Annotated in this window: 27 protein-coding genes; 10 read left to right on the top strand and 17 right to left on the bottom strand. The window is 34.5% G+C overall.

Annotation, left to right across the window (positions count from 1 at the left end; genetic code table 11):
• A partial coding sequence (locus ACOYLP_RS03490) for a hypothetical protein (protein WP_422854785.1) occupies positions 1 to 375 on the top strand: 375 nt, incomplete at its 5' end.
• Here the strand turns inward: ACOYLP_RS03490 and glmS are convergent.
• The 3 genes from glmS to ACOYLP_RS03475 are packed head-to-tail and all read right to left on the bottom strand — an operon-like array spanning position 303 to position 4,818.
• Positions 303 to 2,153, bottom strand: coding sequence for a glutamine--fructose-6-phosphate transaminase (isomerizing) (gene glmS, locus ACOYLP_RS03485; protein ID WP_422854784.1), 1,851 nt, complete (start codon positions 2,151 to 2,153; stop codon positions 303 to 305). The two genes, ACOYLP_RS03490 and glmS, sit on opposite strands and share 73 nt — an antisense overlap.
• Positions 2,154 to 2,164: 11 nt before the next feature.
• A complete protein-coding gene (locus tag ACOYLP_RS03480; RefSeq protein ID WP_422854783.1) occupies positions 2,165 to 3,997 on the bottom strand; it encodes a DUF4270 domain-containing protein in 1,833 nt (610 codons plus the stop codon).
• 14 nt (positions 3,998 to 4,011) lie between these two features.
• Complete coding sequence (locus ACOYLP_RS03475; protein WP_422854782.1) at positions 4,012 to 4,818, bottom strand: glycogen/starch synthase; 807 nt, start codon at positions 4,816 to 4,818, stop codon at positions 4,012 to 4,014.
• Between the two features lie 106 nt (positions 4,819 to 4,924).
• Here ACOYLP_RS03475 and panC point away from each other — a divergent pair, with 106 nt between their 5' ends.
• The 8 genes from panC (at position 4,925) to ACOYLP_RS03435 (ending at position 13,806) form a co-directional block, all read left to right on the top strand.
• Positions 4,925 to 5,773 carry a pantoate--beta-alanine ligase gene (gene panC / locus ACOYLP_RS03470; RefSeq protein ID WP_422854781.1) on the top strand — a complete coding sequence of 283 codons (849 nt, stop codon included), beginning with the start codon at positions 4,925 to 4,927 and terminating at the stop codon, positions 5,771 to 5,773.
• 14 nt (positions 5,774 to 5,787) lie between these two features.
• A complete protein-coding gene (gene panD / locus ACOYLP_RS03465; protein WP_422854780.1) occupies positions 5,788 to 6,138 on the top strand; it encodes an aspartate 1-decarboxylase in 351 nt (116 codons plus the stop codon).
• A 6-nt stretch (positions 6,139 to 6,144) separates the two neighbouring features.
• The gene (locus ACOYLP_RS03460; protein WP_422854779.1) at positions 6,145 to 7,110 is read left to right on the top strand and encodes a lysylphosphatidylglycerol synthase transmembrane domain-containing protein; all 966 of its coding nucleotides are present in this window, start codon (positions 6,145 to 6,147) and stop codon (positions 7,108 to 7,110) included.
• Between the two features lie 57 nt (positions 7,111 to 7,167).
• Positions 7,168 to 8,331 carry an alpha/beta hydrolase gene (locus ACOYLP_RS03455; protein ID WP_422854778.1) on the top strand — a complete coding sequence of 388 codons (1,164 nt, stop codon included), beginning with the start codon at positions 7,168 to 7,170 and terminating at the stop codon, positions 8,329 to 8,331.
• 108 nt (positions 8,332 to 8,439) lie between these two features.
• A complete protein-coding gene (gene radA, locus ACOYLP_RS03450; RefSeq protein ID WP_422854777.1) occupies positions 8,440 to 9,801 on the top strand; it encodes a DNA repair protein RadA in 1,362 nt (453 codons plus the stop codon).
• A gap of 61 nt (positions 9,802 to 9,862) precedes the next feature.
• Positions 9,863 to 10,357: a hypothetical protein gene (locus ACOYLP_RS03445; RefSeq protein WP_422854776.1), complete on the top strand. Its 495-nt coding sequence runs from the start codon at positions 9,863 to 9,865 to the stop codon at positions 10,355 to 10,357.
• Positions 10,354 to 12,306, top strand: coding sequence for a transglycosylase domain-containing protein (locus ACOYLP_RS03440; protein WP_422854775.1), 1,953 nt, complete (start codon positions 10,354 to 10,356; stop codon positions 12,304 to 12,306). Before ACOYLP_RS03445 ends, ACOYLP_RS03440 begins: the two co-directional genes overlap by 4 nt.
• Before the next feature lie 105 nt (positions 12,307 to 12,411).
• Positions 12,412 to 13,806 (top strand): PQQ-dependent sugar dehydrogenase, encoded by a 1,395-nt coding sequence (locus ACOYLP_RS03435; protein ID WP_422854774.1) that lies wholly within the window; start codon positions 12,412 to 12,414, stop codon positions 13,804 to 13,806.
• On the opposite strand, the gene ACOYLP_RS03430 is transcribed toward ACOYLP_RS03435, so the two are convergent.
• The 3 genes from ACOYLP_RS03430 to ACOYLP_RS03420 all read right to left on the bottom strand — a co-directional run bounded on the left by ACOYLP_RS03430 (position 13,807) and on the right by ACOYLP_RS03420 (position 16,774).
• Positions 13,807 to 14,841 (bottom strand): aldo/keto reductase, encoded by a 1,035-nt coding sequence (locus ACOYLP_RS03430; RefSeq protein ID WP_422854773.1) that lies wholly within the window; start codon positions 14,839 to 14,841, stop codon positions 13,807 to 13,809.
• Positions 14,842 to 15,000: 159 nt separating this feature from the next.
• Positions 15,001 to 15,966, bottom strand: a complete 966-nt coding sequence (locus ACOYLP_RS03425; RefSeq protein ID WP_422854772.1) for an OmpA family protein — start codon at positions 15,964 to 15,966, stop codon at positions 15,001 to 15,003.
• A gap of 46 nt (positions 15,967 to 16,012) precedes the next feature.
• Complete coding sequence (locus tag ACOYLP_RS03420; RefSeq protein WP_422854771.1) at positions 16,013 to 16,774, bottom strand: exodeoxyribonuclease III; 762 nt, start codon at positions 16,772 to 16,774, stop codon at positions 16,013 to 16,015.
• A gap of 231 nt (positions 16,775 to 17,005) precedes the next feature.
• Here ACOYLP_RS03420 and ACOYLP_RS03415 point away from each other — a divergent pair, with 231 nt between their 5' ends.
• On the top strand, positions 17,006 to 18,814 hold the full coding sequence (locus ACOYLP_RS03415; protein WP_422854770.1) for a GNAT family N-acyltransferase: 1,809 nt from the start codon (positions 17,006 to 17,008) through the stop codon (positions 18,812 to 18,814).
• A gap of 33 nt (positions 18,815 to 18,847) precedes the next feature.
• Here ACOYLP_RS03415 and ACOYLP_RS03410 read toward each other — a convergent pair whose 3' ends face one another.
• From ACOYLP_RS03410 to ACOYLP_RS03360, 11 genes are all read right to left on the bottom strand, one after another.
• Positions 18,848 to 19,564, bottom strand: coding sequence for a M48 family metallopeptidase (locus ACOYLP_RS03410; protein WP_422854769.1), 717 nt, complete (start codon positions 19,562 to 19,564; stop codon positions 18,848 to 18,850).
• Positions 19,565 to 19,647: 83 nt separating this feature from the next.
• Positions 19,648 to 20,079 carry a hypothetical protein gene (locus tag ACOYLP_RS03405; RefSeq protein ID WP_422854768.1) on the bottom strand — a complete coding sequence of 144 codons (432 nt, stop codon included), beginning with the start codon at positions 20,077 to 20,079 and terminating at the stop codon, positions 19,648 to 19,650.
• Complete coding sequence (locus tag ACOYLP_RS03400; protein ID WP_422854767.1) at positions 20,076 to 20,480, bottom strand: DUF2752 domain-containing protein; 405 nt, start codon at positions 20,478 to 20,480, stop codon at positions 20,076 to 20,078. Before ACOYLP_RS03400 ends, ACOYLP_RS03405 begins: the two co-directional genes overlap by 4 nt.
• A gap of 3 nt (positions 20,481 to 20,483) precedes the next feature.
• Complete coding sequence (locus ACOYLP_RS03395) at positions 20,484 to 20,822, bottom strand: TM2 domain-containing protein (protein WP_422854766.1); 339 nt, start codon at positions 20,820 to 20,822, stop codon at positions 20,484 to 20,486.
• A gap of 111 nt (positions 20,823 to 20,933) precedes the next feature.
• The gene (locus tag ACOYLP_RS03390; protein WP_422854765.1) at positions 20,934 to 21,908 is read right to left on the bottom strand and encodes a 2-hydroxyacid dehydrogenase; all 975 of its coding nucleotides are present in this window, start codon (positions 21,906 to 21,908) and stop codon (positions 20,934 to 20,936) included.
• Positions 21,909 to 22,008: 100 nt separating this feature from the next.
• Entirely contained in the window at positions 22,009 to 22,890 is an 882-nt protein-coding gene (locus tag ACOYLP_RS03385; protein ID WP_422854764.1) for an aldehyde dehydrogenase family protein, read from the bottom strand.
• A gap of 10 nt (positions 22,891 to 22,900) precedes the next feature.
• Positions 22,901 to 24,367, bottom strand: coding sequence for an aldehyde dehydrogenase family protein (locus ACOYLP_RS03380; protein WP_422854763.1), 1,467 nt, complete (start codon positions 24,365 to 24,367; stop codon positions 22,901 to 22,903).
• A gap of 5 nt (positions 24,368 to 24,372) precedes the next feature.
• Positions 24,373 to 25,275 (bottom strand): deoxyribose-phosphate aldolase, encoded by a 903-nt coding sequence (gene deoC / locus ACOYLP_RS03375; RefSeq protein ID WP_422854762.1) that lies wholly within the window; start codon positions 25,273 to 25,275, stop codon positions 24,373 to 24,375.
• Between the two features lie 102 nt (positions 25,276 to 25,377).
• A complete protein-coding gene (locus tag ACOYLP_RS03370; RefSeq protein WP_422854761.1) occupies positions 25,378 to 25,515 on the bottom strand; it encodes a hypothetical protein in 138 nt (45 codons plus the stop codon).
• Entirely contained in the window at positions 25,512 to 26,324 is an 813-nt protein-coding gene (locus tag ACOYLP_RS03365; protein ID WP_422854760.1) for an SDR family oxidoreductase, read from the bottom strand. Before ACOYLP_RS03365 ends, ACOYLP_RS03370 begins: the two co-directional genes overlap by 4 nt.
• Positions 26,321 to 26,524: a hypothetical protein gene (locus ACOYLP_RS03360; protein ID WP_422854759.1), complete on the bottom strand. Its 204-nt coding sequence runs from the start codon at positions 26,522 to 26,524 to the stop codon at positions 26,321 to 26,323. The genes ACOYLP_RS03365 and ACOYLP_RS03360 overlap by 4 nt, the downstream gene beginning before the upstream one ends.
• Positions 26,525 to 26,731 lie beyond the last annotated feature (207 nt).

The raw sequence follows: 26,731 nt of genomic DNA, 5'->3' as shown, positions 1-26,731 counted from the left end.
AACACATTAAAACAACTTGGTAATGATGAGCAATGGTTCGATTGGATTGATAGATTCAGTGCTGAAATGAATGGTAATCGAGAGCTTTCAGAACCATCAAAAAAGGAACTACTAAAACTTATAATAGAAAAAATATCGGTAGAATATGACACTAATCAAATGATACATATTCTAACGATATTTTTTAAAATTCCAGTTTTTATTCAGAAAGGGAATGATGTAAATATGAAGACGTCACGTGTTTCTGTAACACCACCAAAAGCTGGACGTAAAGCAAAAAATCAAATAGAACCCGTTGAAACCTACTCCACAGTAACCGATTTTGCCAAGTTTCTTGGTTGGTCTACATTGCATCCTCTCATGACAGCGATATGATAGGACAATAACTGTAATGGAATGGTAGTAATTAATGGCGATAAAGCATCTGAAGTTTCCGGAATTTCAATAACGTGATCGGCTAATTCTTTTACTTGTGTGTCGCCTTTGGTAACCACAGCAATAATTTTTCCGCTTCTTGATTTTATTTCTTGGATATTACTTACTATTTTGTCGTAATGCCCTTGTTTTGGGGCAATAACAATTACGGGCATTTGCTCATCAATTAAGGCTATTGGTCCGTGTTTCATTTCTGCTGCAGGATAACCTTCAGCGTGAATATATGATATTTCTTTAAGTTTTAATGCGCCTTCCAAAGCAACTGGAAAATTATAACCTCTACCTAAATAGAGACAATTAGTAGCATCTTTAAATTTAGCTGCTATTTCTTTTGCCATTTCGTTAGTTGATGCCAATGCTTCAGCTACTTTTTCAGGTATAACTTCTAATTCTTGCAAATAAAGATGAAAATCTGAATTTGATAACGTCCCCTTGGCTTTTGCCAAGCGCAAAGCTATCATTGTTAATACGGTTATCTGTGTGGTAAAAGCTTTCGTTGATGCTACACCAATTTCAGGTCCAGCATGAGTGTAAGCTCCAGCGTTAGTCTCTCTTGAAATGGAAGAACCCACAACATTACAAACACCGAAAACAAAAGCCCCTTTTTCTTTGGCTAATTTAATTGCGGCTAAAGTATCAGCTGTTTCTCCGGATTGTGATATGGCAATCACAAGATCATTTTTATTTATAATTGGATTTCGGTATCTGAATTCTGAAGCGTATTCAACCTCAACGGATATTCTTGCAAATTCTTCTATTACATATTCAGCAACCAATCCGGCATGCCATGATGTTCCGCAGGCAACAATAATGATTCTTTCGGCATGAAGAAATTTTTCTAAATTATCCTCAATACCAGCCATTTGGATAATCCCTTGATTGGCCAAAAGTCTTCCTCTGTAGGTGTCTTTGATTACATTAGGTTGCTCATAGATTTCTTTCAACATGAAATGGTCATAACCGCCTTTTTCAATTTGCTCCAAGTTCATTTGAAGTTCTTGAATGTATGGGTCAACCAAAGAGTCGTCTTTAATTTTTCTAATTTTCAGAGGTTTGTGAAGTCTAACGATTGCCATTTCTTCATCTTCAAGATAAATAGCGTTAGACGTATATTCGATAAATGGAGAGGCATCAGATGCAATAAAAAACTCTTTGTCTCCAACTCCTATTGCTATTGGACTTCCTAATCTGGCTACTATAATTTCATCCGGATTTGCTTTATCAAAAACACAAATGGCATAAGCTCCAACTACTTGGTTTAATGCAATTTGAACTGCTTTTCCAAGTTTTACTTTTTCTTTCTTTTTAACGTCTTCTATTAAGTTTACTAATACTTCAGTATCTGTATCCGAAGTAAAAGAGTACCCTCTTTTTAGTAATTCTTTTTTTAACGGTTCATAATTTTCTATAATTCCGTTATGAATAATTACTATGTTTCCTGAATTTGAAACATGCGGATGAGAATTGATATCATTTGGCACACCATGAGTAGCCCAACGAGTGTGTCCCATTCCAATTGTAGCCATAGAGGAAACCATTTCCTTCGATTTATCTTCTAGGTCAGAGACCTTTCCTTTGGTTTTGGCAATTTTAATTTGATTGTCGGCATATAGCATTATCCCAGCACTATCATAACCTCTATATTCTAATCGTTTTAACCCTTTAATTACAATTGGGTAAGCTTCTCTAAATCCGATATAACCAACAATTCCGCACATAAAATTAAATATTAATCAGGTTTTGTATAATAAATTTTAAGTTTCAATTTTTTCCCATCAGGAACAACCGGACTTGTTCCATATAAAATAGTCCCCAATGGACTCATTACCGACATAGAGGGAGCGCTACTAAAGTTGCTGTTTGCCGTTCTTAGTTTCGAAAAACCAACATTGTTAATATTTTCAGTTACTGATAACCCTAAACGAACATTAGTTGAATCATTTTTAATTAAATTCCTTACGTAATTCGTTATTCTTACTTTATATTTTTTCCCTCTAGCACCTCTTCCATCACTCACATTTTGGGACTGAATAATACCGTCATGTATAAATTTACTATATTTTGGAAAATTAGCATTACTTGTGAAATCTAATGTATAATCAATCAAGACCTTTTTATTTGTTAAGTCATATAAAAAAATACGATTTGGTTCTTTTGGTTGGGCTTCAGGAGTTGCTGGAGAAAAGTTCGACATAGCTGAATTGTCTACATAAAAAGTAAGATTGGCTTCATTAATTAACCACCCATCAATTTTAATTTGGTCAATCTCATCCGAAATACCATTTGGAATGTTGTTTACAATGTATTTAGTATTAGTTGGACTTACAGGAAGATTTTCATTAAAAGCAGTATTTAAAGTATATCCCTTTAAATCGGTTGAACCAAACAAATCTATAACTGACATTGCTCCTTCACCACCTTTTAAATAGAGTCTCGAAGCTTCTTGGGTACTATTATTGGCAGCATTCAAATAGTCGAAATTCTCATTAGAGTTTTCCAACAAACTTATAGTATTTCCGTTAAAATTTAAAGGGTAGGTTTTACTTACTCTTTCTAGTTTGTACTCGTTTATTGTAGTAGTTGCTGGATTGTCTTTGGTTATTTTATCTTCTTTGTAATAAATCGTAATTTTTCCTACTTTGAAATTAATCATAGCCATGTTGCCGGGATTTCCGTTTTCAACTTTTAAATAAATCCCTCTAAAATAATTTTTAAAAATTGCATTACTAGATAATTGACCTGTTGGTGCGTTTAAAATTTTATCATAAAAAACATCCGATCTTAGATGCAATCGCATTGAAGGCGCGAATCTTGTATATTTTTTGGTAACCCCATCAGATTCATAAGTTGTTAATTTATGCTCCCTTTTGTCAAAATAAAACTGTTCGTTTTCACGGCCATCAGCATTATGGGTTCCTTCTTGATCGCCAGGCGGGTCTGTAAGAGGCGCATTATTTAACAAAACCGGAATTTTATTATTGTCTATCAGATTATTTTGATCCGAATAAAACAATTGTTGCTCCGCTAAAGATTGATCAGGATCCAAGTCTCTCAAAAAATAATTAGATTGATAAACGCTCAACTTAAACTTTGAATTATTTGTTGAAGGAGTATCTTTATCATATGGAGTAGCTCCAAAAATTGAATCTAACCTATATGTATTAGTATTATCAGAATTTGTTGATTTCAGCGTTTTAAAATACGGAACGTCCAAAATTACGCTATCGATAACCGGGAGATCTTCATAAAGTTCGGTATCTGTATTGTTAAAAACCGGATTTAAAGTAGAGAGTTCGACTTGAGTTACAAAGTTAGCTTGCGTAGTTCCAAAAGCAGGATTCGAATAGAACCCAAGTGGATTTATAGGCAAGTTATTTGAGGCAATAGGACCAAGTTTTTGATTGAATGCTTTTACGGTTAAGGTGCTGTCGACTTCAAAACCAAAGTGGTCATCACCAACAATATCAGTGCCTAATTCGTTAAAATCTTTATCGCATGAGGCAAAAATTATAGTTATTAAACTAACAATTAAAATTGGGCGTAAAAATGATTTTTTGTACATAAAATTTCTATTTCTTAGGAAAGCATACTTTTATAAAAGTTCGTATAAGCTTCAGTAAATTTATCTTTAGAGGCGAAAGTTAAAAAAGGTTTTTCTGAAGACTGTATAAATTTTGTTAAACTTACCGACACATTTTCAGAGGCAATAATTACACCATCAGAATGTTTAATCGCTGCCTTAATAAGGTTTTCATAATTAGGTAATTCTAACTCCTGAATAGCATCTTGAGGCACTCCGTCAAACTTAATTTTGTTTATCATTTCAGCATCTAAACTTCCTTCAAATGATTGGGTATACACTGAAGTTACAATCTTTGTTTCTGAAAATAAGGCTTCATCTTTATAATAATGTTTCATATAAATTGGCAATAAACTCGCCATCCAACCATGAACATGAATAATATCAGGCACCCAATTTAATTTTTTAACGGTTTCTACAACTCCTTTAGCAAAGAATATAGCTCTTTCATCGTTATCAGGGTAAAGCACCCCTTCTTCATCACTGAAAGTGGCTTTTCTCTTGAAATATTCGTCATTATCTATAAAATAAACTTGAATTCGCTCTTTTGGGATAGACGCTACTTTAATTATCAAAGGCATATCCAAATCGTTCACTACCAGATTCATTCCCGACAAACGAATTACTTCGTGTAACTGATGCCTTCTTTCATTAATATTGCCATACCTTGGCATAAAAATTCTAATCTGTCCGCCTTGATCATTTATCATTTTCGGAACATCATACGACAGTAAAGAAACCTCATTTTCAGCCAAATAAGGCACCACTTCAGATGATACATACAATATCCTCTTATCTTCCATAATCTAATCTACTTTATTTATTGGCAATAAAAAACAGGCAAAAGTACAAAAATTTATGGAGTTATTTATGAAAATGGTAAGTTTGCAACTCATTTACTGAAAGCTAATGCTCCTTTTTAACACTCAAAACGAATTAATATCCTATCTTAATTCTATTTCAAATAAAGAAACGTCTGTTGGTTTTGTGCCTACAATGGGTGCGCTTCACGAAGGACATCTTTCGTTACTAACTGAAGCATGTCAACATAACGCTATAGTTGTGGTAAGTATTTTTGTCAATCCTACACAATTCAACAATGCTGAAGATTTGGCAAAATACCCTAAAACATTGGACAAAGACATCGAAAAAATAAAAACTATTTCTGATGATATTATTGTGTTTGCACCAAGTGTTGAGGATATTTACAGAGGTGAGATGGTTTCTGAGCATTTCGATTTTGATGGTTTGGAAAATCAAATGGAAGGAAAGTTTCGTCCAGGACATTTTAATGGCGTTGGAACTATCGTAAAACGACTCTTTGATATAGTAAAACCTACCAACGCCTACTTTGGCGAAAAAGATTTTCAGCAATTGCAAATTGTAAAGAAAATGGTTGAAAAATTGAAAATCCCTGTGACAATTGTTGGCTGTCCAATCTACAGAGAATCCAATGGTTTAGCCATGAGTTCGCGTAACGAAAGGTTATCAGTTGCTGAACGAAAAGAAGCCGCTATTATATATAAAACTCTATCTCAAGCACTGAATTTATTTAAAACAAAATCGGCTGAAGCAGTTTACGAGTTTGTTTTAAAAACATTTGAAAAACAAAACCGTTTCGAATTAGAATACTTTGAAATTGCAGACGAAACAACCCTATTACCTTGTATCCGAAAAAACAAAACAAAAAAATACCGTGCCTTCATCGCAGTTTTTGTCAACAAAATCAGATTGATTGATACGATTTCATTAAATTAATTTACTTTTGAGCCATGCAAATTGAAGTAGTAAAATCTAAAATTCACAGGGTAAAAGTTACCGGAGCCGATTTAAATTATATTGGCAGTATCACTATTGATGAAACCCTAATGGAAGCGGCAAACCTTATTGAAGGCGAAAAAGTTTCCATTGTAAATATCAATAATGGCGAACGTTTTGAAACCTATGTTATCAAAGGCATCAAAAATTCGGGCGATATTACACTAAATGGTCCAGCCGCCAGAAAAGTTCATAAAGGTGATATTATTATCATTATATCCTATGCTTTAATGGATTTTGAAGAAGCAAAAGGATTCAAACCTTGGTTGGTTTTTCCAAATGAAACTAATAATTCCCTGACCTAAAAACTCTTGAAAAAACAAATCCGTAAATGGTTGACGGTTCTCATTCCTCTTTTAATAGGAATCGGGATTATATACTATCAATATACCACATTAACGGCAGAGGAAATTGATAATATAAAAATTAGTTTTGAAAAAGCAAACTACTACTTTATTTTATTGTCGTTAGTAATTGCCTGCTTAGGTTATTGGTCGAGAGCTTATCGTTGGAAGTTTGCATTAAACCATTTGGGCTACGAAACTAAGTTTTCTAACAATTTTTTTACGGTTTGTGTTTCTTATTTAGTCAATCTGACTGTTCCTCGTTCAGGCGAAATTTCGCGTGCTGCTTTATTGAAAAAATACGAAGATGTTCCATTCGACAAAGCATTTGGAACCATCGTAGCTGAAAGAATTGTTGACTTGCTTATCTTTTTCCTCTTTGTTTTTATTGGATTTGTTTCTCAATTTGATAAAATTTATCTATTCCTTTTGAATGAAAATGTATCCTTTCAATCTTTGATTTTAACAGCTATTGTTGGGGTATTTTTATTTTTTGTATTTATCCTGATATGGATTTATGCCGAATGGGAAATAATCTTAAAACTAAAGAAAAAATTGTCCGGATTAGTTGAAGGAATAACTACTGTTTATAAAATGAAAAACAAATGGAATTATATTTTTCATTCATTTTTTATATGGTTCTCTTATTTAATGATGTTTTATGTAGCCGTTTTTGCTCTTCCTGAAACTTCGGAAATCAATTTTGACATTGTAATTATGGGCTTCATTTTTGGCAGTCTAGCTGTTGGCTTTTCTAATGGCGGGTTAGGCGCTTATCCTTTCTCCATTGCTTTGATTTTTTCACTTTACGGAATTACAAATGATGTTGGAACCGCTTTTGGATGGCTGGTTTGGACATCACAAACTATTTTGACCATTCTACTCGGTTTGATTTCCTATGTTTTGCTTCCAGTTTTAAATAGAAATAAATAATTTTGTTATATTGCAAGTCAATTTAACAACCATTCTATTCTAACCAATCCTACTATCATGAAAAAAATTATCCTGTTTCTATTTTTCATTTGTTCCAACCCTATTTTTTCTCAAAAAGTTACCGATACTATATCGTCAAAAAAACTAAACGAAGACCGCGAAATTACCATTGGCTTGCCGCCTTCATACGACAAACATCCAAACCAAAAATATCCTGTTTTAGTTTTATTGGATGGCGATTTTCTTTTTGATGCTTTCAAAGGGGCATTGAGTTATGGTAATTATTGGGACGATTTGCCTGAAATTATTATTGTTGGGATTTCTCAAAATAAAAATAACGAGCGCGAAACCGACTGTGCTGTTGACCAAGAAAATGGTTTGCCAACAGAAAAAGGAGAAGCTTTCTTTGAGTTTATTGGTTTGGAATTATTACCATATATAGAAAAAAAATACAGAACCGCGCCATTTAAAATGATTGCCGGATTAGACACTACAGCAGGCTTTTTAAATTGTTATCTATACAAAGACGTTCCGCTTTTTGACGCCTATATTTCTATGAGTCCTGAACTTCCAAAAGGAATGGAAGAACAACTTCCGGATAGATTAGCAGCCATTCAAAAACCAATTTTTTACTATCATTCTTCAGGCGATGGCGATATGAAAAAAATGCGCAACCGGATTTTAGCTTTAGACGAAGTTGCCAAAAAAATAAACAAACCAACACTCAACTACAGATTTGATGATTTCAAAGGAGCTTCTCATTATTCGTTGGTTTTGAATTCTATTCCAATTGCCTTGTACCAAATATTCTCTGTTTACCAACCTATTTCAACTACTGAATTTAATGAAAAAATTGCTGTGCTAACTTCAGGATATGTCGATTATTTAGTTCGAAAGTACGATGTGCTTGAAAAGTCTTTTGCGCTAAAACTACCAATTCGTTTAAATGATTTTAAAGCAATAGAAGCTGCCATCTTGAAAAACAAAGCCTATCCTGAGTTTGAAAAATTAGCACAATTAGCTAAAAAAAATTACCCTAAATCTATGTTGGCCGATTATGAATTGGGACAGATGTATGAAAAAAAGGGCGAGACCGCAAAAGCGGTTAAATCGTATATGATGGCTTACCAACGAGAAGAAATTGGTGATTTGACAAAAGACTTGATGATTGAAAGAGCTGACGAATTAAAGAACGGTAAAAATGAACTTGTTGAGGAATAAACGCTCCCAGATTCAGCTCCAACGGACACACCATCAACCGAAGAGAAAAAGCAAGAATAATCCTGACACGAGCAAAGCGACTGACGCAGTAAAATAAATTCAGCATAAATGTCTAAAGTAAAAACTACTTTTTTTTGCCAAAATTGCGGGGCTCAATATGCCAAATGGCAAGGCCAATGCAATTCGTGCAAAGAATGGAATACCATTGCAGAAGAAATTATTCAAAAGGAAGAAAAAGCAAGTTGGAAACCTTCGAGTACAGAATCTAAACGAGTTTCAAAACCGCTTAGAATAAAAGAAATCGATTCCACTCAGGAGTTGCGGATGAACACAACCGATGGCGAATTGAACCGTGTACTTGGTGGCGGAATTGTTCCAGGTTCCTTAATCCTTTTGGGTGGTGAACCCGGCATCGGAAAAAGTACGTTGCTGTTACAGATTTCTTTAAAATTACCTTATAAAACCTTATATGTTTCCGGCGAAGAAAGTCAGAAACAAATCAAAATGCGCGCTGAAAGGATTAATCCGAATAGCGACAATTGCTATATTTTAACCGAAACCAAAACCCAAAATATCTTTCGGCATATAGTAGAAACCGAACCAGATATTGTAATTATCGATTCAATACAAACCTTACACACCGATTATATAGAATCAACCGCAGGAAGTATTTCCCAAATTAGGGAAACTACGGCAGAGTTAATAAAATTTGCCAAAGAAACAAACATTCCAGTGATTTTGATTGGTCATATTACCAAAGACGGTAACATAGCTGGACCAAAAATTTTGGAGCACATGGTCGACACAGTTTTGCAATTTGAAGGCGATAGAAATCATGTTTACCGAATACTTCGTTCACTCAAAAACCGTTTTGGTTCTACTGCCGAATTAGGCATTTATGAAATGCAGGGTTCCGGTTTACGTGAAGTTTCGAATCCTTCCGAAATATTAATTTCACATCGTGAAGAGGAACTTTCAGGAACTGCCATTGCGTCTACATTAGAAGGCATGCGCCCCTTGATGATAGAAATTCAGGCTTTGGTTTCTACTGCAGTATATGGAACACCTCAACGGAGTACAACTGGTTACAATGCCAAACGACTGAATATGATTTTAGCTGTTTTAGAAAAACGCGCTGGTTTTCGGCTCGGAACCAAAGATGTTTTTCTAAATGTCACCGGTGGAATTTCAGTTGATGATCCGGCGATTGATTTGGCTGTCGTAGCTGCTATTTTGTCTTCTAACGAAGATATTGCTGTGGGCAAAGATGTATGTTTTGCCGGCGAAGTTGGCCTTTCGGGCGAAATTCGTCCAATTAACCGTGTGGAGCAGCGTATTCAGGAAGCTGAAAAATTAGGTTTTTCTACGATTTTTGTTTCCAAATACAATAAGATTGCCACCAAGTTTCCCGGTATAAAAATCGTTTTGGTTTCCAAAATTGAAGAAGTGGTAGAGCAGTTGTTTGGGTAAACTTTCATCTATACAATAAAAGCCAAAAAAATCGTTTTATTTAAACTAAAACTATTCTATTATGAAAGCAAAGATTTCACTCTTACTATTCTTATTTATAATTTTAACTTCCTGCTTTAAACATAATGAATATAAAGAATATGCTAGTTTCGGAGAAGAAAATCGTTGGCAAAAATCAGATGTAAAAACTTTTGAATTTGACATTTCAGACGCAAAGGTTTTTGACGTTGATGTAACTGATGATAATCAATTATATAATTTGGTTTTTAAATTCAGTCATGTTTATGATTATCAATTTGCAACTATTCCCATCAAATTTGGTATTGAAAGTCCGGATGGTAATAAAGAAATGATAACTATCGATTTAGCCATTAAAGACAATTCAGGAAAAGAGTTAGCCGAGTGCGCAGGCGATGTCTGCGATTCAAACTATACCATTAAAGAAAAAACAAAACTCCAAAAAGGACTATATAAAGTAACCATTTCGCATGGTTTTGAAGGAGCTTATCTTCCCAATGTACTCGGAATTGGATTTAATGTTGAAACCGTGAAATGAAAAAAACTAAACAAAAAGTAATCTTTTCTCTCAAAATAATTGGCGTTTTTTTGCTGTTGGGTTTGGTGATGCTTTTTGCTTTTCGGAATACGATACTAAACAAAATCGTTAATCGGATTGATTCCAAACTTGAACGCGAATACCAATGCAATCTCACTATCCAAAAAGCCGAATTTCATGGCTTGACTAATTTGGAATTCCATAACATTTCTCTGGTTCCTCATCAAAAAGACACTTTAGTAAGTATAGGCGAATTGAAAACAAGCGTTAATTTTTGGAAATTACTCATTGGTGATATACAACTCGGAAAACTAGAAATTAACAAAGGATTTATTCAATTGGTGAAAACCAAAAGCGGTAGCAATTTTGACGCTTTTCTGCATTCTAAAAAACAGAAAGAGGATAATGCTGAAGTGAATTATGCGAAACTTTTAAACCGTATTTCCACTAAATTATTGGATTTGGTTCCAACTGACATGCAAGTCAAAGGCTTTGCTTTCAGAATAAACGATAATGGCAACAAAGTGGTTTTTGATTTTAATGAATTGGCTTTAAACGATAAAAAACTCAATACTATAATTCAGGTAACTTCGGATAAGTTTTCGCAACAATGGAGCATTAATGGTTTTGCGGATCCAAGAGACAGAAAAGCCGATTTGACTTTTGCCAATGCAAAAAATGACACTATCAAGATTCCCTATTTTGACGAGAAATTCCATTTGAAAACGGGTTTTATATCCATTCATTTCAATTTAGAAAATTTAACAATGAGAAGTGGCGAATTACACATTGAAGGCAATTCTTCTATTAAAAATTTGTTCGTTAATCACCCAAAAATTGCCAGTAAAGATGTGTTTATAAAAAATGCACGTTTTGATTATCATTGGATAGTTGGAGAACGTTTTATTACTTTGGATAGCACTTCTTCAGTGCAATTAAACAAAATCAAATGCGGAACTTCTCTAACTTATATTAATGAGAAAGACAAGGTTTACAACCTCAAATTAAAGATTCCAAAAATGAAAGCGCAAGACTTTATAACGTCATTGCCAACCGGATTATTCAATCATTTTGAAGGTATGGAAACACAAGGTAATTTTAATTACACATTGGATTTTGAATACAATAACCACAAAACAAATGACCTTATTTTTGAAAGTAAACTCAAACCCGAAGGGCTGAAAATTACCAAATATGGCGAAGCCGACTTGAATAAAATAAATGGTGAATTTGTCTATCGCGCTATTGATAAAGGCAAACTTCAAAGACCTATTTATCTTGGAGAAACTAATCCGAATTATACTCCCTTGTCTGCAATTTCTCCTTATTTGCAAAAATGCGTGTTGACAAGTGAAGACCCATCATTCATGACACATCGCGGCTTTATTAATGAAGCATTTAAACAATCTATTGTTAAAAATATACGAACCAAAAAATTCTCTCGAGGCGCAAGCACTATTAGCATGCAATTAGTGAAAAATGCTTTCTTAAATAGGGAAAAAACTTTATCTAGAAAGTTAGAAGAAATTCTGTTGGTTTACATTTTAGAAAATAACCGGATTAGTTCAAAAGAGCGTATGCTCGAAGTATATTTCAATATCATCGAATGGGGTCCGAATGTATATGGAATTGGAGAAGCATCTCAGTTTTATTTTCAGAAAAAACCTGAAGATTTAAACTTAAATGAATGTTTGTTTTTGGCGACTATTATTCCGAGACCGAAAGGATTCATGTACCGTTTTGACTCACAACAACATTTAAAACCTTTTGCTGTGCAACAAAATACTTTCTTGACTAAACTGATGTTGCGACGTAATATTTTGACTGAAAATGATACGATTGGCCAGTATATTCCAATGACAATTTCGGGTGATGCAAAATTTTTTCTAAAACAAAACCCTACAAATACCAAGACTGATAGCATTTCGGTAGATGAGTTTGAGTTTTAGGTTAAATAGAAATAAAGAAAAATAATCCTACTTGATTTCGTTTGTTTTTAACCATTTGATTTAAAAGTTTTTATTTCTAAATTTACGCTAATTAAAAAACCTGCTATGAAAAAAATTATACTTTTTATCAATTTACTTTTTTTTACACTATCCTCTGCTCAAATTATTGCTTTACAAAGTTTTGCAACCGGTTTTTCTTCTCCTGTTGATATTGCACACCCTGCAAATGATTCACGTCTTTTTGTGGTTCAAAAAGGAGGTCTAATAAGAATTCTTAATTCTAATGGAACCGTTAATGCAACTCCTTTTTTAACTGTAAGCGGATTAAGCTCCGGAAGTGAACAAGGGTTGTTAGGGTTGGCTTTTCACCCTAATTATGCAGCAAATGGAACATTTTTTATCAATTACACTAATACTGCTGGCGATACCGTTATTGCTAAATACACTGTCTCTGCTAATCCAAACATAGCCAACACAACTGAAACTATTTTAATGACAATTGATCAACCTTATTCTAATCATAATGGAGGTTGTATAAGATTTGGCCCCGATGGCTATTTGTATATTGGTATGGGTGATGGCGGAAGCGGTGGTGATCCCAACGGATATGCTCAAAATCTAACCGTTGATGTCGCTAATCCAACCCGAGTATTTTTAGGCAAGATGTTACGAATAGATGTTGACACAACTGATGGCGCATTAAACTACGGCATTCCACCAAGCAATCCTTTTGCATCAACGGCTGGTATAAGAGAAATCTGGGCTTACGGTTTGCGTAATCCCTGGAAGTTTACTTTTAACAGAGTAAACGGTGATTTATGGATTGGCGATGTAGGACAACTTAACATAGAAGAAGTAAATAAAGTAACCGCGCCTTTATCAACCGGATTAAATTTTGGATGGCGTTGTTATGAAGGGAATTCAGCATATAATACGACGGGGTGTGTTCCAATAGGCACGATGACTTTTCCTGTGACGCAGTACGATCATTCAACTGGATGTTCTATAACTGGTGGTTATTTTTACACCGGAAGTAGGTATCCAAATTTTACAAATAAATATTTTTATACCGATTATTGCGATAATAAAATCCGGACTTTAAACACCTCGAATGTGGTCACAACAACGGCCTCTTTCACAGGAAATTTTAGCACATTCGGAGAAGATAAAGATGGCGAGCTATATGTTGCTGGCATTTCAAATGGAACAATCTATAAAATTATAGATTCCTCACTTGGACTGAATGATTTTAATAAAAATGGATTAAGTTTTTATCCAAATCCGGCTAAGACCGAAATCTTTATTAAAAACAATACAGAATCATCACTTTCTAAAGTGAACATTTTTGATTTAACTGGAAAATTGATCTTGACTAAAACAATCGAAAATAACGAGTCAACTCCTTCTCTAAATATTACTGCTTTATCAAGCGGAATGTATATTATTGCCGTGGAGGATTTAACAGGAAATCAATATCAGTCTAAACTAATCGTTGAATAATTAAGGCGCAGGATTAGGTATTAACTCCTGTATTTTATTGATTTCATTGATGATTTCCGAACTTAAAACGGTTTCAAATGCTGCAATGTTTTCCTGAAGCTGTTCCATAGTTGTGGCGCCAATAATGGTAGATGTCACAAAATCCTGTTGGTTTACAAAAGCCAAAGCCATTTGAGTTAAAGTCAACCCGTTTGCCTGTGCTAATTCCTGATATAATTTTGTAGCTCTGATGCAATTCTCATTAGAATATCGAGAAAATTGGGGAAATAATCCTAAGCGTGAATTTGGTAAAACGCCATTCAAATGTTTACCTGTCAAAAAGCTGAATCCTAATGGAGAATATGCTAATAAACCAACATTTTCTCGCATTCCTATTTCGGAAAGACCTACTTCGTACAAACGGTTCAGTAATGAGTATGGATTTTGAATAGAAACAATTCTTGGCAAATTGTTTTTCTCGCTTTCGCTGATGAATTTCATAACACCATACGGATTTTCGTTGGAAACCCCAATATGTTTGATTTTTCCTTCTTTGATTAAGGCGTCGAAAATGCTCAACACTTCAAAAAAATTATCCTTCCAATTCGTATCAATTTTGGAAACACCACGCTGGCCAAACATATTCATTACACGTTCTGGCCAGTGCATTTGATATAAATCGATGTAATCTGTCTGTAGATTTTTTAAACTCAAATCAACTGCTTCGTGTATGCTTTTCTTTGAAAAATCTAACGGATTTCTGATATATTCCATTTTTCTGTTGGGTCCGGCAATCTTTGTAGCAATAACCAAATCATCTCTTTTGCCCGATTTCTTTAACCAAGTTCCTATATACCTTTCCGTTTCTCCAAGTGTAGCTTCACGAGCAGCAATCGGATACATTTCGGCAGTGTCGATAAAATTAATTCCTTTTTCAATAGCATAATCTAATTGAGAATGGGCATCGCTCTCAGAGTTTTGTTCTCCGAAAGTCATGGTGCCAAGGCAAATTTTACTGACTTTTATATTGGTATTTGGTAACGTAGTATAATTCATCCTTAGAAGTTAAAAAAAATTTGGCACAAAAGTAAAATATTGTTAGCGTTCAAACTGTTTGATTAACACATTTTTTGGAAGCGTTTAAAAAAAGGTTCTAAGAAAAAAACTCAAAACCTTTAAACTAATGGCTAATGCCTAATGTCTTTTGCCTTTTTCTTAAAACTCATTCAGCATTTTAGAAATCTCGTCTAATTTTGGAGTTAGTATCACTTCAATTCTACGATTTTTAGCTTTGCCTTCATTGGTATCATTGCTCAATATTGGTGCAAATTCGCCACGCCCGGCAGCCGTTAAGTTTTCTTTTCTGACACCGTTATTTTCACTCAAAATATTTACTATCGCTGTCGCTCTTTTGGTTGACAAATCCCAATTGTTTTCGATGCCGCCGCCAATATTACCAAGGATTTTATCGTTATCGGTATGTCCTTCAATCAAGACTGTAATATCCGGATTTTGAGCCAATACTTTTCCAACCTCAACAACTGCAATTCTTCCTTCTGAACCCACAGACCAGCTTCCTGTTTGAAAGAGTAATTTATTTTCCATAGAAACATATACTTTCCCATTCTTCATTTGAACTGTCAATCCTTTTCCCTCAAAGGCATTCAATGCTTTTGAAAGCGTGTCTTTCAGCTTTTTCATTGCGGCATCTTTAGCCGCAATCATGCTTTCTAACTCGTTTAACCTTTTTGTATTGGATGCCAATTCACTACTTAGTTTATTCAATCGATCTTGTTCAGCTGACAATGCTTTTTCTTTAGCATTGAGTTGCGCTAACAAATCACGGTTTTTTGCCATATTTGTTTCCAGGGCATCGTTGCTATTTTTTTCCAAAGCAGCATACGAATCCTGCAATGCTTTTAAATTATTGCTTGCTACAGTATAATCTGTTTGCAATTTGTCTCTGTCGGCTTTGAGTTGATCACGTTCTGCTGTCAATGCTCTATTCACCGAATCAAATTCGGAATTAGCTTTACGAAGTTCATCGTTTTCATCTGTTAAGAATCGGTTTTCCTTTTTTAAATCGGTGTATTTATTTTCCAAATCATTATAGATTTTTTTGGAAACACACGAAGACATTAAACTCAATAGGGCTAAACTAAAAATTACTTTTTTCATCATTTTTTTATTCTATATTCTTACTACTTGATACTTAATTCTTACTACTTCAATCAATTTCAACCAAAACCGGACAATGGTCAGAATGTTTGGCTTCGGGCAAAATGACTGCGCGGGTCAATCTGTTTTTTAGTGGTTCACTGGCCAGACAATAGTCGATTCTCCAACCTTTATTATTGGCTCTGGCATTAGCGCGATAGCTCCACCAACTGTAATTATTTGGTTCTTTATTAAAAACCCTGAAGGTATCGATAAAACCTCTTTTTATAAATTTATCCAACCAAGCACGTTCTTCGGGCAAAAATCCGGATACGGTTTTGTTTCGAATTGGGTCGTGAATATCAATCGCTTCATGACAAATATTATAGTCACCACATATAATTATATTCGGAACTTCTTTAATTAATTCATCAACATATTGCTGAAAATCATCCATGTATTTGAATTTGTGGTCAAGTCGGTCAATATTTGTTCCCGAAGGCAAATACAAACTCATCACTGAAAAATCATCAAAATCAACACGAAGGTTTCTGCCTTCATAATCCATGTGGTCAATTCCTGTCCCAAAAACTACGTTGTTAGGTTTGGTTTTACACAAAATAGCCACACCACTATACCCCTTTTTTTGTGCCGGAAACCAATAATGATAAGGGAAACCTGATAGGTCCACATCAATTAATGGTATTTGATCAGGTGTAGCTTTAATTTCTTGAAGGCATATCACATCAGGATTGGCTTGCTGAATCCAGTTTAAAAATCCTTTGGTAATAGCGGCACGAATGCCGTTAACATTATAAGAAATAATTCTCATTAAATTTTGTTAAGCGTTATTAACTTCGTTCAGTTCAGTCAAAAGACCTCGTGTCAAATGTAAATAAAAATGAGTTGAGATTAAAGATTTACTATATAAGATTACAGAAGTTATTAACTCAAAAATCAACATTTAACTGAACTTAAATCTTAATTCAAAAATCGTTAATCTTGAATCTTCAATTCATCAGAATTACTATCTTTGTTTCCTACTCAAATACCAAAATTATATATGGGTTTAGTCACCGCCAAAGAAGTTGCAAAAGCAATAAACGCTGATAAGTACGGAGTCTTCGGAACTTTCTGCGGTTGGTTACTAATGAAAGCTTTGAAAATTTCAACCCTAAATAAAATCTACGACCGAAATAAACACTTAAGCGAAGTAGAATTTTTAAATGCTATTTTGGATGAGTTTCAAATCAAATTTGAAATTCCGGAAGAAGATTTTAAACGTTTACCAAAAGACGGGGCTTATATCACTATTTCCAATCATCCGTTAGGTGGAATAGATGGAATCCTTTTGTTAAAACTGATGCTCGAAAGAGAGCCCGACTTTAAAATTATAGCCAATTTTCTGTTGCACCGAATTGAGCCCATGAAACAATATATCATGCCGGTAAATCCTTTTGAAGATCGTAAAGATGCTAAATCAAGCGTGATTGGGATTAAGGAAACTTTGCGACATTTGAGTGATGGTAAACCATTAGGAATGTTTCCTGCCGGAGAAGTTTCAACCTATAAAGATGGTAAATTAGTTGTTGACAAAGCTTGGGAAGAAGGCGCGATAAAAGTAATCCGAAAAGCTCAAGTTCCTGTAGTGCCTATTTATTTTCACGCCAAAAACAGTCGTTTTTTCTACTTGTTATCTAAAATAAATCCAACGCTGAGAACTGCAAAATTGCCTTCGGAATTGTTGACACAAAAAGACAGAGTAATCAAAGTTCGTATCGGAAAACCTATTTCGGTTGCTGAGCAAAATGAGCATAAAAGTATCGAAGAATACTCTGAATTTTTGAGAAAGAAAACGTACATGCTGGCTAATTCTTTTAATGAAGAAAGTAAGTTGCTGAGCTCTCAAAATCTGAACCTAAACTTAAAAACTCCAAAAACTCCAAAAGAAATTGTTTTCCCTGCCAATCATGAGAAAATGGTAGAAGAAGTGGAAAAGTTGAGAGCGACAGATTGCAGATTTTTTCAAAGCAAAAACTACGAAGTTTTCTTTACCGAAGCACATAAAATTCCGAATATCCTTCATGAAATAGGAAGATTGCGTGAAATTACTTTCCGCGAAGTAGGTGAAGGCACAAACGAGTCTATTGATTTAGATAAATACGATCAGTATTATCATCATATGTTTTTGTGGGATGAAGAAACGAAACGAGTTGCTGGTGCCTATAGAATGGGTTTAGGTTCTGAGATTTTTCCTAAATACGGTATGGAAGGTTTTTATCTGAATGATTTATTCCGATTTGATTCTGAATTGCACGATATGATGAAGCAATCTATTGAAATGGGGAGAGCATTTATTATTAAAGATTACCAACAAAAACCAATGCCTTTGTTCTTATTGTGGCGGGGAATTATACATACAACATTGCGTTATCCGGAACATAAATTCCTACTTGGTGGTGTGAGCATCAGTAATCAGTTTACCGATTTCTCAAAATCATTAATGATTGAATTTATGAAATCTAATTATTACGACCCTTATATCGCGCAATATATTAAACCAAAAAAAGAATTTAAAGTAAAATTAAAAGACGCTGACAAAGATTTTATCTTCGATGAAGCGGAAGCTGATTTGAATAAATTTGACAAAATAATTGACGAACTTGAACCGGGAAATTTGAGGCTTCCTGTTCTTATAAAAAAATACATCAAGCAAAATGCAAAATTAGTTGCCTTTAATGTTGACCCGCTATTTAACAATGCTATTGATGGATTGATGTACATCAGAATTGCAGATATTCCTGAAAGTACTATGAAACCTGTTATGGAAGAATTTCAAGCGGAATTGGAACGTAAAGAAAAACATCTGTAAATAAAAAAGAGCAACTCAATGAGTTGCTCTTTTTTATTCCTTTTTAACTAGTTCTTGAAAATCTTTCCAGTCTTTTTCAGAAATTGTAGCTTTGCTTTCCAATTTCTTTCCTTTAATATATTCCAAAATATATTTGGCGCGTTCCTCCGATTCAGGATGATCTGCTATCCAATACATACTTTTATCCATATTGCTATCCTGTGCCATCTGATACATAAAATCGGCCATAGGTTTTGGATCAATATTCGCATTTAGCAAGTAGTCCACACTAGTGATATCAGCTTCTTTTTCTAGAGATCGATCATAAGCAGATGAAGAAAGAGTTTTCAAAATCTCACGTGCCATTTGTCCTCCTTTTGTTCCGCCTGCAGCGGTGAGTAATACAGAATAGCCGATTTCTTTGGATAATTTTTTCATTACATGTTTGTTTTCGATATGAGCAATCTCATGTCCTAAAACTCCTTGTAATGCTTCTTGTCGTTTACAATCTTCTATCAATCCAGTGTATACCACCAAATGATTATTTGGCAACGCAAATGCATTGATTTCATCTTTTATTACGATATGTACTTTTAACGAATCGCGGTCAATATCATTAGCATCACATATAGGTTTTATAAGTTTGTCCAATGATTTAACAATAGTATCATTAGTAATAATATCTTCGGAATCTTCTATTTGATTCCAAATCAAATCGCCAAGTTTTTGTTCCAGATTTTCGGTTCTTTCTTTTACTTTGAAGAACTTCATAAAATCGAGCTGGGAAAATCCAAACCATATCAGAAAAAATGCTGATACTATAATTACTGCTTGTAAAAAGGTTTTCTGTATCATTAGGCTCGACAAATTAAGTTAGTAAGATTTCCGAAAAACAAAAACTGAACGTGCTTCCCTTTGCGGATTTGAACAGCGGCATAAATAGTGGAGAAAATTTCCAATAAGTTAAATATGATCACCGCAAAAATATACGCAAAATATTGATTGCTCACTTTTTCATCTGAAAAAATTATGGAAATAGTCCACCAAAAACTGGCGCTGTTAATTCCTAATAACGCCAATTGTGAAAACAACGATTGTGTACAATGCCAACGCACAAAATAGGTGCCTTTTCTATTGGCTAAATAAAAAAAGAAAGTGGCAAATAAGTTAATAATAGGCAATGGCATTCCTGCTATTAAAGCTACCAATGACATCAAATAACTATTGGATGCTTTTTCGCATTCGTGATCGCCTGGTTTATAGGCAAAAGTGGTTTGCTGTATCATAAATGTTTGTATATATTCCAAATCCAGTTGAGAAGTACTAATACTACTAAAATAGAGGCAAGCCATGGTTTTTTAATAGTACCTTCTGCTTTTTTATACCAAAAATAAAAGGTTTCTTTTTTTAAAATAATATCTATTAAAATCCATATTGGAAAAATTATCATAAATATGGCAACTACAATTCCGATCGGATTTAAAACTAACGACTCAATAAATCTTCCTTTCAAAAGCAAAGTTACAGCCCGAGTAGTTCCACAAGATGGACAAGGATAACCTGTCACATTTTTAATGATACAAACCCGGAATGTTTGACTTTGTAAAGTATGAATGTTGTAAAAAAGATAAATAAATCCAGCCAAACAAGCTATAAGCAACAAGGAATATAACTTATTTCTGGTCATTTACTAGTAAAATGCGTTCTGAAAGGTTTCCATGTTTTTTTCACGAGTGGCTCCCATAATTAAAAACCAGTCAATGATTGTCCAGATTCCTAAACCACCACAGGTTAAGAGTTTACCAACACCCATTCCGGTATCTCCAATCATAAAGCGGTCAATCCCTAATCCGCCTCCTAAAAGTGAAACGATGATGCTTGTTGTTGGATCTTTGAATTGCATAGTTTGCACTAATCCCCATTTTGAATCATCTAAACTCAATAGTTTTTCTCTAATGGCGTTTAAGTGATGTCCTTCAAAAAATTTGGCATTGGTCATCATGAACATGTCTACTTTTTGTGATTCCATAATACGTTTTGTTTTTTATTGGTTATGTTTTATTTACTCTACTAAAATATAAAAATTTACAAGAAAACACTATCAATTGGGGTTCAAAGTTCAATTTATTTTCTAAAATGACTATTGTCCAAATAATTTCTTGATTTTATCTACAATTACCTGAGCCAGTTTTTGATGACTTTCAAATGTCCAACCCGCTATATGAGGCGTTAATAAAACATTTTCAGATTGGAGTAAATACTCAAATGCTTTTGGCTTTTCATTCCCCGCTTCCGCCGGGGATGACAAAAATAGGTTTTCAAACGATAATTTCTCGTATTCTAAAACATCTAATCCTGCTCCGAGAATTTTTCCGGATTGCAAAGCAGTAACCAAATCATCCGTTACCACATTTTTTCCTCGTGATGTATTTATGAACCAAAATGATTTATAAAATGAATTGATAAAATTGTTATTTATCATCTTATCCGTTTCAGGAGTCCAAGGAATATGCAGACTTAAAACATCAGCTTTGCTTTGTAATTCAGCCAAAGAAACCTGTTTGGCATTTTCATCTCCAACATCTGGCAAGATATCATAACACAAAACTTCAACATCAAAACCACGTAGTTTTTTGGCAAACGATTTTCCCATATTGCCGTAACCAATAAGCCCGATGGTTTTGCCTTCAAGTTCATTGCCTCGATTTCCTTCGCGAATCCATTTTCCTTCTCGTACTAATTTATCTGCTCGATTGAGTTTATTCATTAAAGACAAAAGCATTCCTAGTGAATGTTCGCCAACAGCATTTCTATTGCCTTCCGGTGCAGCGATGAGATGGATTTTTTTAGATTTAGCATAATCACAATCTATGCTTTCTAAACCAGCCCCAACCCTGGCAATGAATTTCAGATTCGTAGCTTTATCTATGAACTCTCTATCTATTTTAAATCGGCTGCGGATGACAACTCCATGATAGTTATGAATTTTGGTTTCTATTTCAGATTTGGATGAAGTAAAATCAGCTTCGTTATGAAAACCGGCTTGTTCTAATTGTTCCCACAACAATGGATGATTGCTGTCGATGTGAAGTATTTTGACGTCTTTATTGGACATTGCTTTGTGTTGAAAAAGTAAAGATAGTATTTATTAAAACAGAATTAAAAAAGCCAACAGATTATACTGGTGGCTTAGTATTACAATTTGAAATTTTATTTTAATATCCAGCGCCAGCGCCGGCAATCACTTCAATAGGATGCCAAGTGGTTTTGGTTTCCTGGAAGTCAAAAATCATATAAGGAGATTCATATTTGTCATCAAAATAATCACCATCATCACGAATCACTACTCGCTTTAAATTTTCGATAGCTAAATCTTGGATTTTGGCAATGGCTTCAGTGTCTTTCCCACAATACAAAATTGCATTTACATCTTTGTGAGCAGCAAACTGTGAAATTAATTCAGTTTGATTTCCCGTAAGGATATTAACTACACCTCCAGGGACATCTGAAGTGGCCAAAACTTCGGCAAACGTTACGGCGCACAAGGCCAATTGTTCAGAAGCCAATACCACGCAAGTATTTCCACCGGCAATGATGCTTGCGATTTGTGTAACCAATCCAAGTAAACTACTTTGTTGAGGCGCAAATACTGCTACGACTCCTGTAGGTTCAGGTACTGAAAAGTTAAAGAAACTTCCTGAAACGGGATTTACACTGCTAAAAAGTTGTGTGTATTTGTCGCACCAACCTGCGTAATAAATCAATCTGTCGATGCTTAAATCTACTTCTTTTTCAGCTTTGGCTTTAGTAATTCCTTGTAGTTCTAATTCAGATACGAACTGTGCTTTTCTGCCTTCGAGAACTTCTGCAATTCGATATAAAATCTGATTGCGGTTGTAAGCTGTTTTGTGCGCCCATCCGCCTTGAGCATTTCGGGCAGCGACAACAGCATTTCTAAAATCTTTTACAGAAGACAAACACATGTTAGCTACTGTCTTTTTGTTGACAATAAGCGGATAATAACGTCCCGATTCGGTTCTTGGAAAACTTCCACCGATATATATTTTATAGGTTTTTAAAACTTCTATTCTTGACATGATGTTAGTTTTATTCAAATTTTAAATAAGGTTCCAATCCGTGTAAACCACCTTCTCTACCGAAGCCACTTTCTTTATAACCTCCAAAGGGAGAAGCAGGATCAAACTTGTTAAAGGTATTCGCCCAAACTACTCCAGCTCGCAATTGTGAGGTCATGTTAAAGATTTTTGACCCTTTATCTGTCCAAACACCTGCTGATAATCCATATGGTGTATTGTTTGCTTTTTCGATAGCTTCATCAACCGTCCTAAAGGTTTGAATAGCTAAAACAGGTCCAAATATTTCTTCTTGCGAAATTCTATTTGACTGACTTACTTTAGTGAATATTGTTGGTCTGCACCAAAATCCTTTTGCCGGTAAATCGCAATTGGGTTGGTACATTTCGGCACCTTCTGCTTTTCCGATTTCAATATATTTGCTAATAGTGTCTAATTGCTTTTTGGAATTGATAGCACCGATATCTGTATTTTTATCTAATGGATCGCCAACGTTTAGTGAATTCATTCGGTCTTTCAATTTTTGAACGACAACATCAAATACTGATTCCTGCACATATAAACGAGATCCCGCACAACAAACGTGACCTTGATTGAAGAAAATTCCGTTAATAATTCCTTCCACAGCTTGGTCTAGCGCTGCATCCTCAAAAATGATATTGGCTGCTTTTCCACCCAATTCCATTGTAGATTTTTTAGATGTTCCGGCAATGGCTTTCATAATTATTTTACCCACAGCCGTTGAACCTGTAAAGGCAATTTTATTGACATCTGGATGATTGACAATGTGTGAACCTGTAAGTCCGGCACCCGAAACGATATTCACAACTCCGGCAGGCAAACCTGCTTCCTGAATCACTTCGGCTAGTAAATATAAAGTCAAAGGCGTGGTTTCAGAAGATTTAATTACCACTGTATTTCCAGCAGCTAAAGCTGGAGCAATTTTCCATGCTGCCATCGATAATGGAAAGTTCCATGGGATAATTTGTCCTGCAACACCAAGTGATTTTGGTTTTCTATTTGGAAAAGCATACTCCAATTTATCGGCCCAGCCTGCATAATAAAAGAAATGTGCTGCCGCCAAAGGAATATCAACATCACGTGATTCGCGAATTGCTTTTCCTCCGTTTAAGGTTTCCACAACTGCAAATTCTCTGGCTCTTTCCTGAATGATTCTGGCAATTCGATAAATATATTTTCCGCGTTCTTTCCCGGATAATTTTGACCAAACCATATCGTACGCTTTTCGGGCAGCTTTTACAGCTGAATCAATGTCGGCTTCATTAGCTTCGGCCACTTTGGCCAAAACTTTTTCAGTTGCCGGATTTATAGTGTCAAAATATTTACCTGATTTAGGCGCAACAAATTTACCATTGATAAACAAGTCATAAGTATCTTTTAACTTAAAATGCGATGTGCTTTCAGGTGCTGGCACTAAATTCCAGTCGGAACTAAAATCTATTTTATGTATTTTTTTCATTCGGATTAAACTTTAGAGAAATAATCATTCGATTGGTAAATGCCCGATTTTTGTTTTACGATTTGTAGCAAAACATCGTTGGCTAAACTACTGGCTCCAAAACGGAAATACTCATTGGTTAACCATTTCCCGCCAAGAGTTTCTTTAACCATTAGCAAATATTGAAGGGCTAATTTTGAATTTGAAATTCCACCTGCAGGTTTCATCCCAATCATAACTCCTGTTTTATAATAATAATCGCGTATGGCTTCGAGCATTACTAATGTTACGGGCAACGTTGCTGCGGGTTTTATTTTCCCTGTAGAAGTTTTAATGAAATCTGCTCCAGCATTAATAGCGATATCACTTGCCTGACGGACTTTATCCAAAGTTCCAATCTCGCCAGTTTCCAAGATAACTTTTAATCGTACATTCTTACCGCATGCTTCTTTTATCATGGCAATTTCATCGAAAACAAAATTGTATTCACCACTATGGAATTTACCGCGACTGATGACCATATCAACCTCATCGGCACCGTTATCAACCGCTATTTTTGTATCTAACAATTTGATTTCTGCACTAGATTGACCACTAGGAAAAGCTGTTGCCACCGAAGCTACTTTTACGCCGGTTCCTTTAAGTTCGTTAACCGCAAGTTTGACAAAATTTGGATAAACACAAACTGCCGCAGTAGTTGGTAACCCTGGCAATTCATCATGTAAATGATGTGCTTTGAAACAAAGTTGTTTTACTTTTTCATCGGTATCTGCACCTTCTAAAGTAGTTAAATCAATCATATTTAAAGTCATGAGAAGACCTTGCATTTTTGATTCTTTCTTAATACTTCTGGCAGTAATTCTGGCAATTCTATCCTCAATTCCAACTTGATCTATACGGGGAGAATTTAAAAAATCAATATGTTTCATTTAATTAATTTTATAAAAAAATCGTGTGAAATTTTGATTCAAAATCAACGCGAACAAACAAAGATATAAATATCTTAATACCAAAAACTCAATATTGGTAATTTATTGTTTTTCGTGTAACAATTTATCAATCTGTGAAGTGTCCCGTACAGAAATAAGTTGACACAAAACCGAATTAGTATAGATGCAAAACAAGAGAATTCCACCGCCAAAGGTTACGATGAAATCAGTCATGTTCATAGCGTTAATTTTTGAAATTTATAATCCAAAGCATTTCCCAATTTATGACTCAAAATCGTTTTCCCAATAGAGATTTTCGTTTGATCAAATTCGGGTAAGGGTAAATTCTGTTCCAAAGCTTTTTGAGTGTAATATTCTTTTCTACTTGGATGAAATGGTGCAACTGCATTAAAAGTTTTATTCCAACACTCTTGTTTGACAATGGCTTCAATGATTCCGATACAATCTTCCTGATGAATAAGATTGATAGGGGCTTCTGGGTTTTCTATATTTTTCCTTCCTGCTAAAAAATGAATTGGATGCCGGTCTTCGCCAATCAATCCGCCAAAGCGGACAATTGTTGTTTTGAAATTTTGATCGCTTTGCAAAAGGATTTCGGTAGTTAATAATTGCTTTCCGCTTTCCGTTTCCGGATTTGGTTTTGTCGATTCTGTCACTCTGAATGTAGTCAAAGGGGCATCAGCATAAACCGAAGTTGAACTTATAAAAATAACTTTTTCAATCTTCACTTTTTCTATAAACGGAATCAAATTTTGAATTTTTTTGACAAAGTTTTCGCTTGAAATACTGCGCAATTTTGGAGGAATATCAATAATCAGGATTTCAGAATTTGTTAGAAAAGAATTGATTTCTCCTTTGATTTCGGTTTCTGATAATTCAATTTGAAAGGGTTGAATTCCATTACTTTCTAGCGCTGAAATTTTCTCAAAAGAAGTTGTAGAACCTTTTATTGAAAATCCTTTTTCCAATAATGATTTAGCCAATGGCATACCCAGCCAACCACAACCTAAAATAGAGATTTGCTTCATCTTTTAATACTGTCAACTTCAACTTTAATACTATCTATTTGCTTTGGAAATCTTCTGAAACTTACTTTTTCTTTGTCAACTTTAGGCAATGGCTTTATTTTCTGTTTAATAATAACGGCATCGTTAATTTGAATATTGTCGTTTACAAAAATGTCATGCCGATTTTCACTACGGTTTGGCGTGATTTTTATCTTATACAAATGCTGATTGCCTTTAACCGTATCCCGAAGAAATTAAATGGTTGATTTAGGAATTTTTTTCAGCGGCGCTTCTGTCATAAGAGCATTTTGCGAGCCATATTTGCTATACAATTTATTTGAATAAATGGAATTATTATTTTTTCTCATTAATATAACCCGTTGGGTGAAATTAAATTAATTGATTTTTGATGTTATTCATTGGTCTGT

This window comes from Flavobacterium sp. (genome assembly GCF_049318325.1).
Taxonomy (GTDB): domain Bacteria; phylum Bacteroidota; class Bacteroidia; order Flavobacteriales; family Flavobacteriaceae; genus Flavobacterium.
This window is presented reverse-complemented; position numbering and strand designations above follow the sequence as displayed.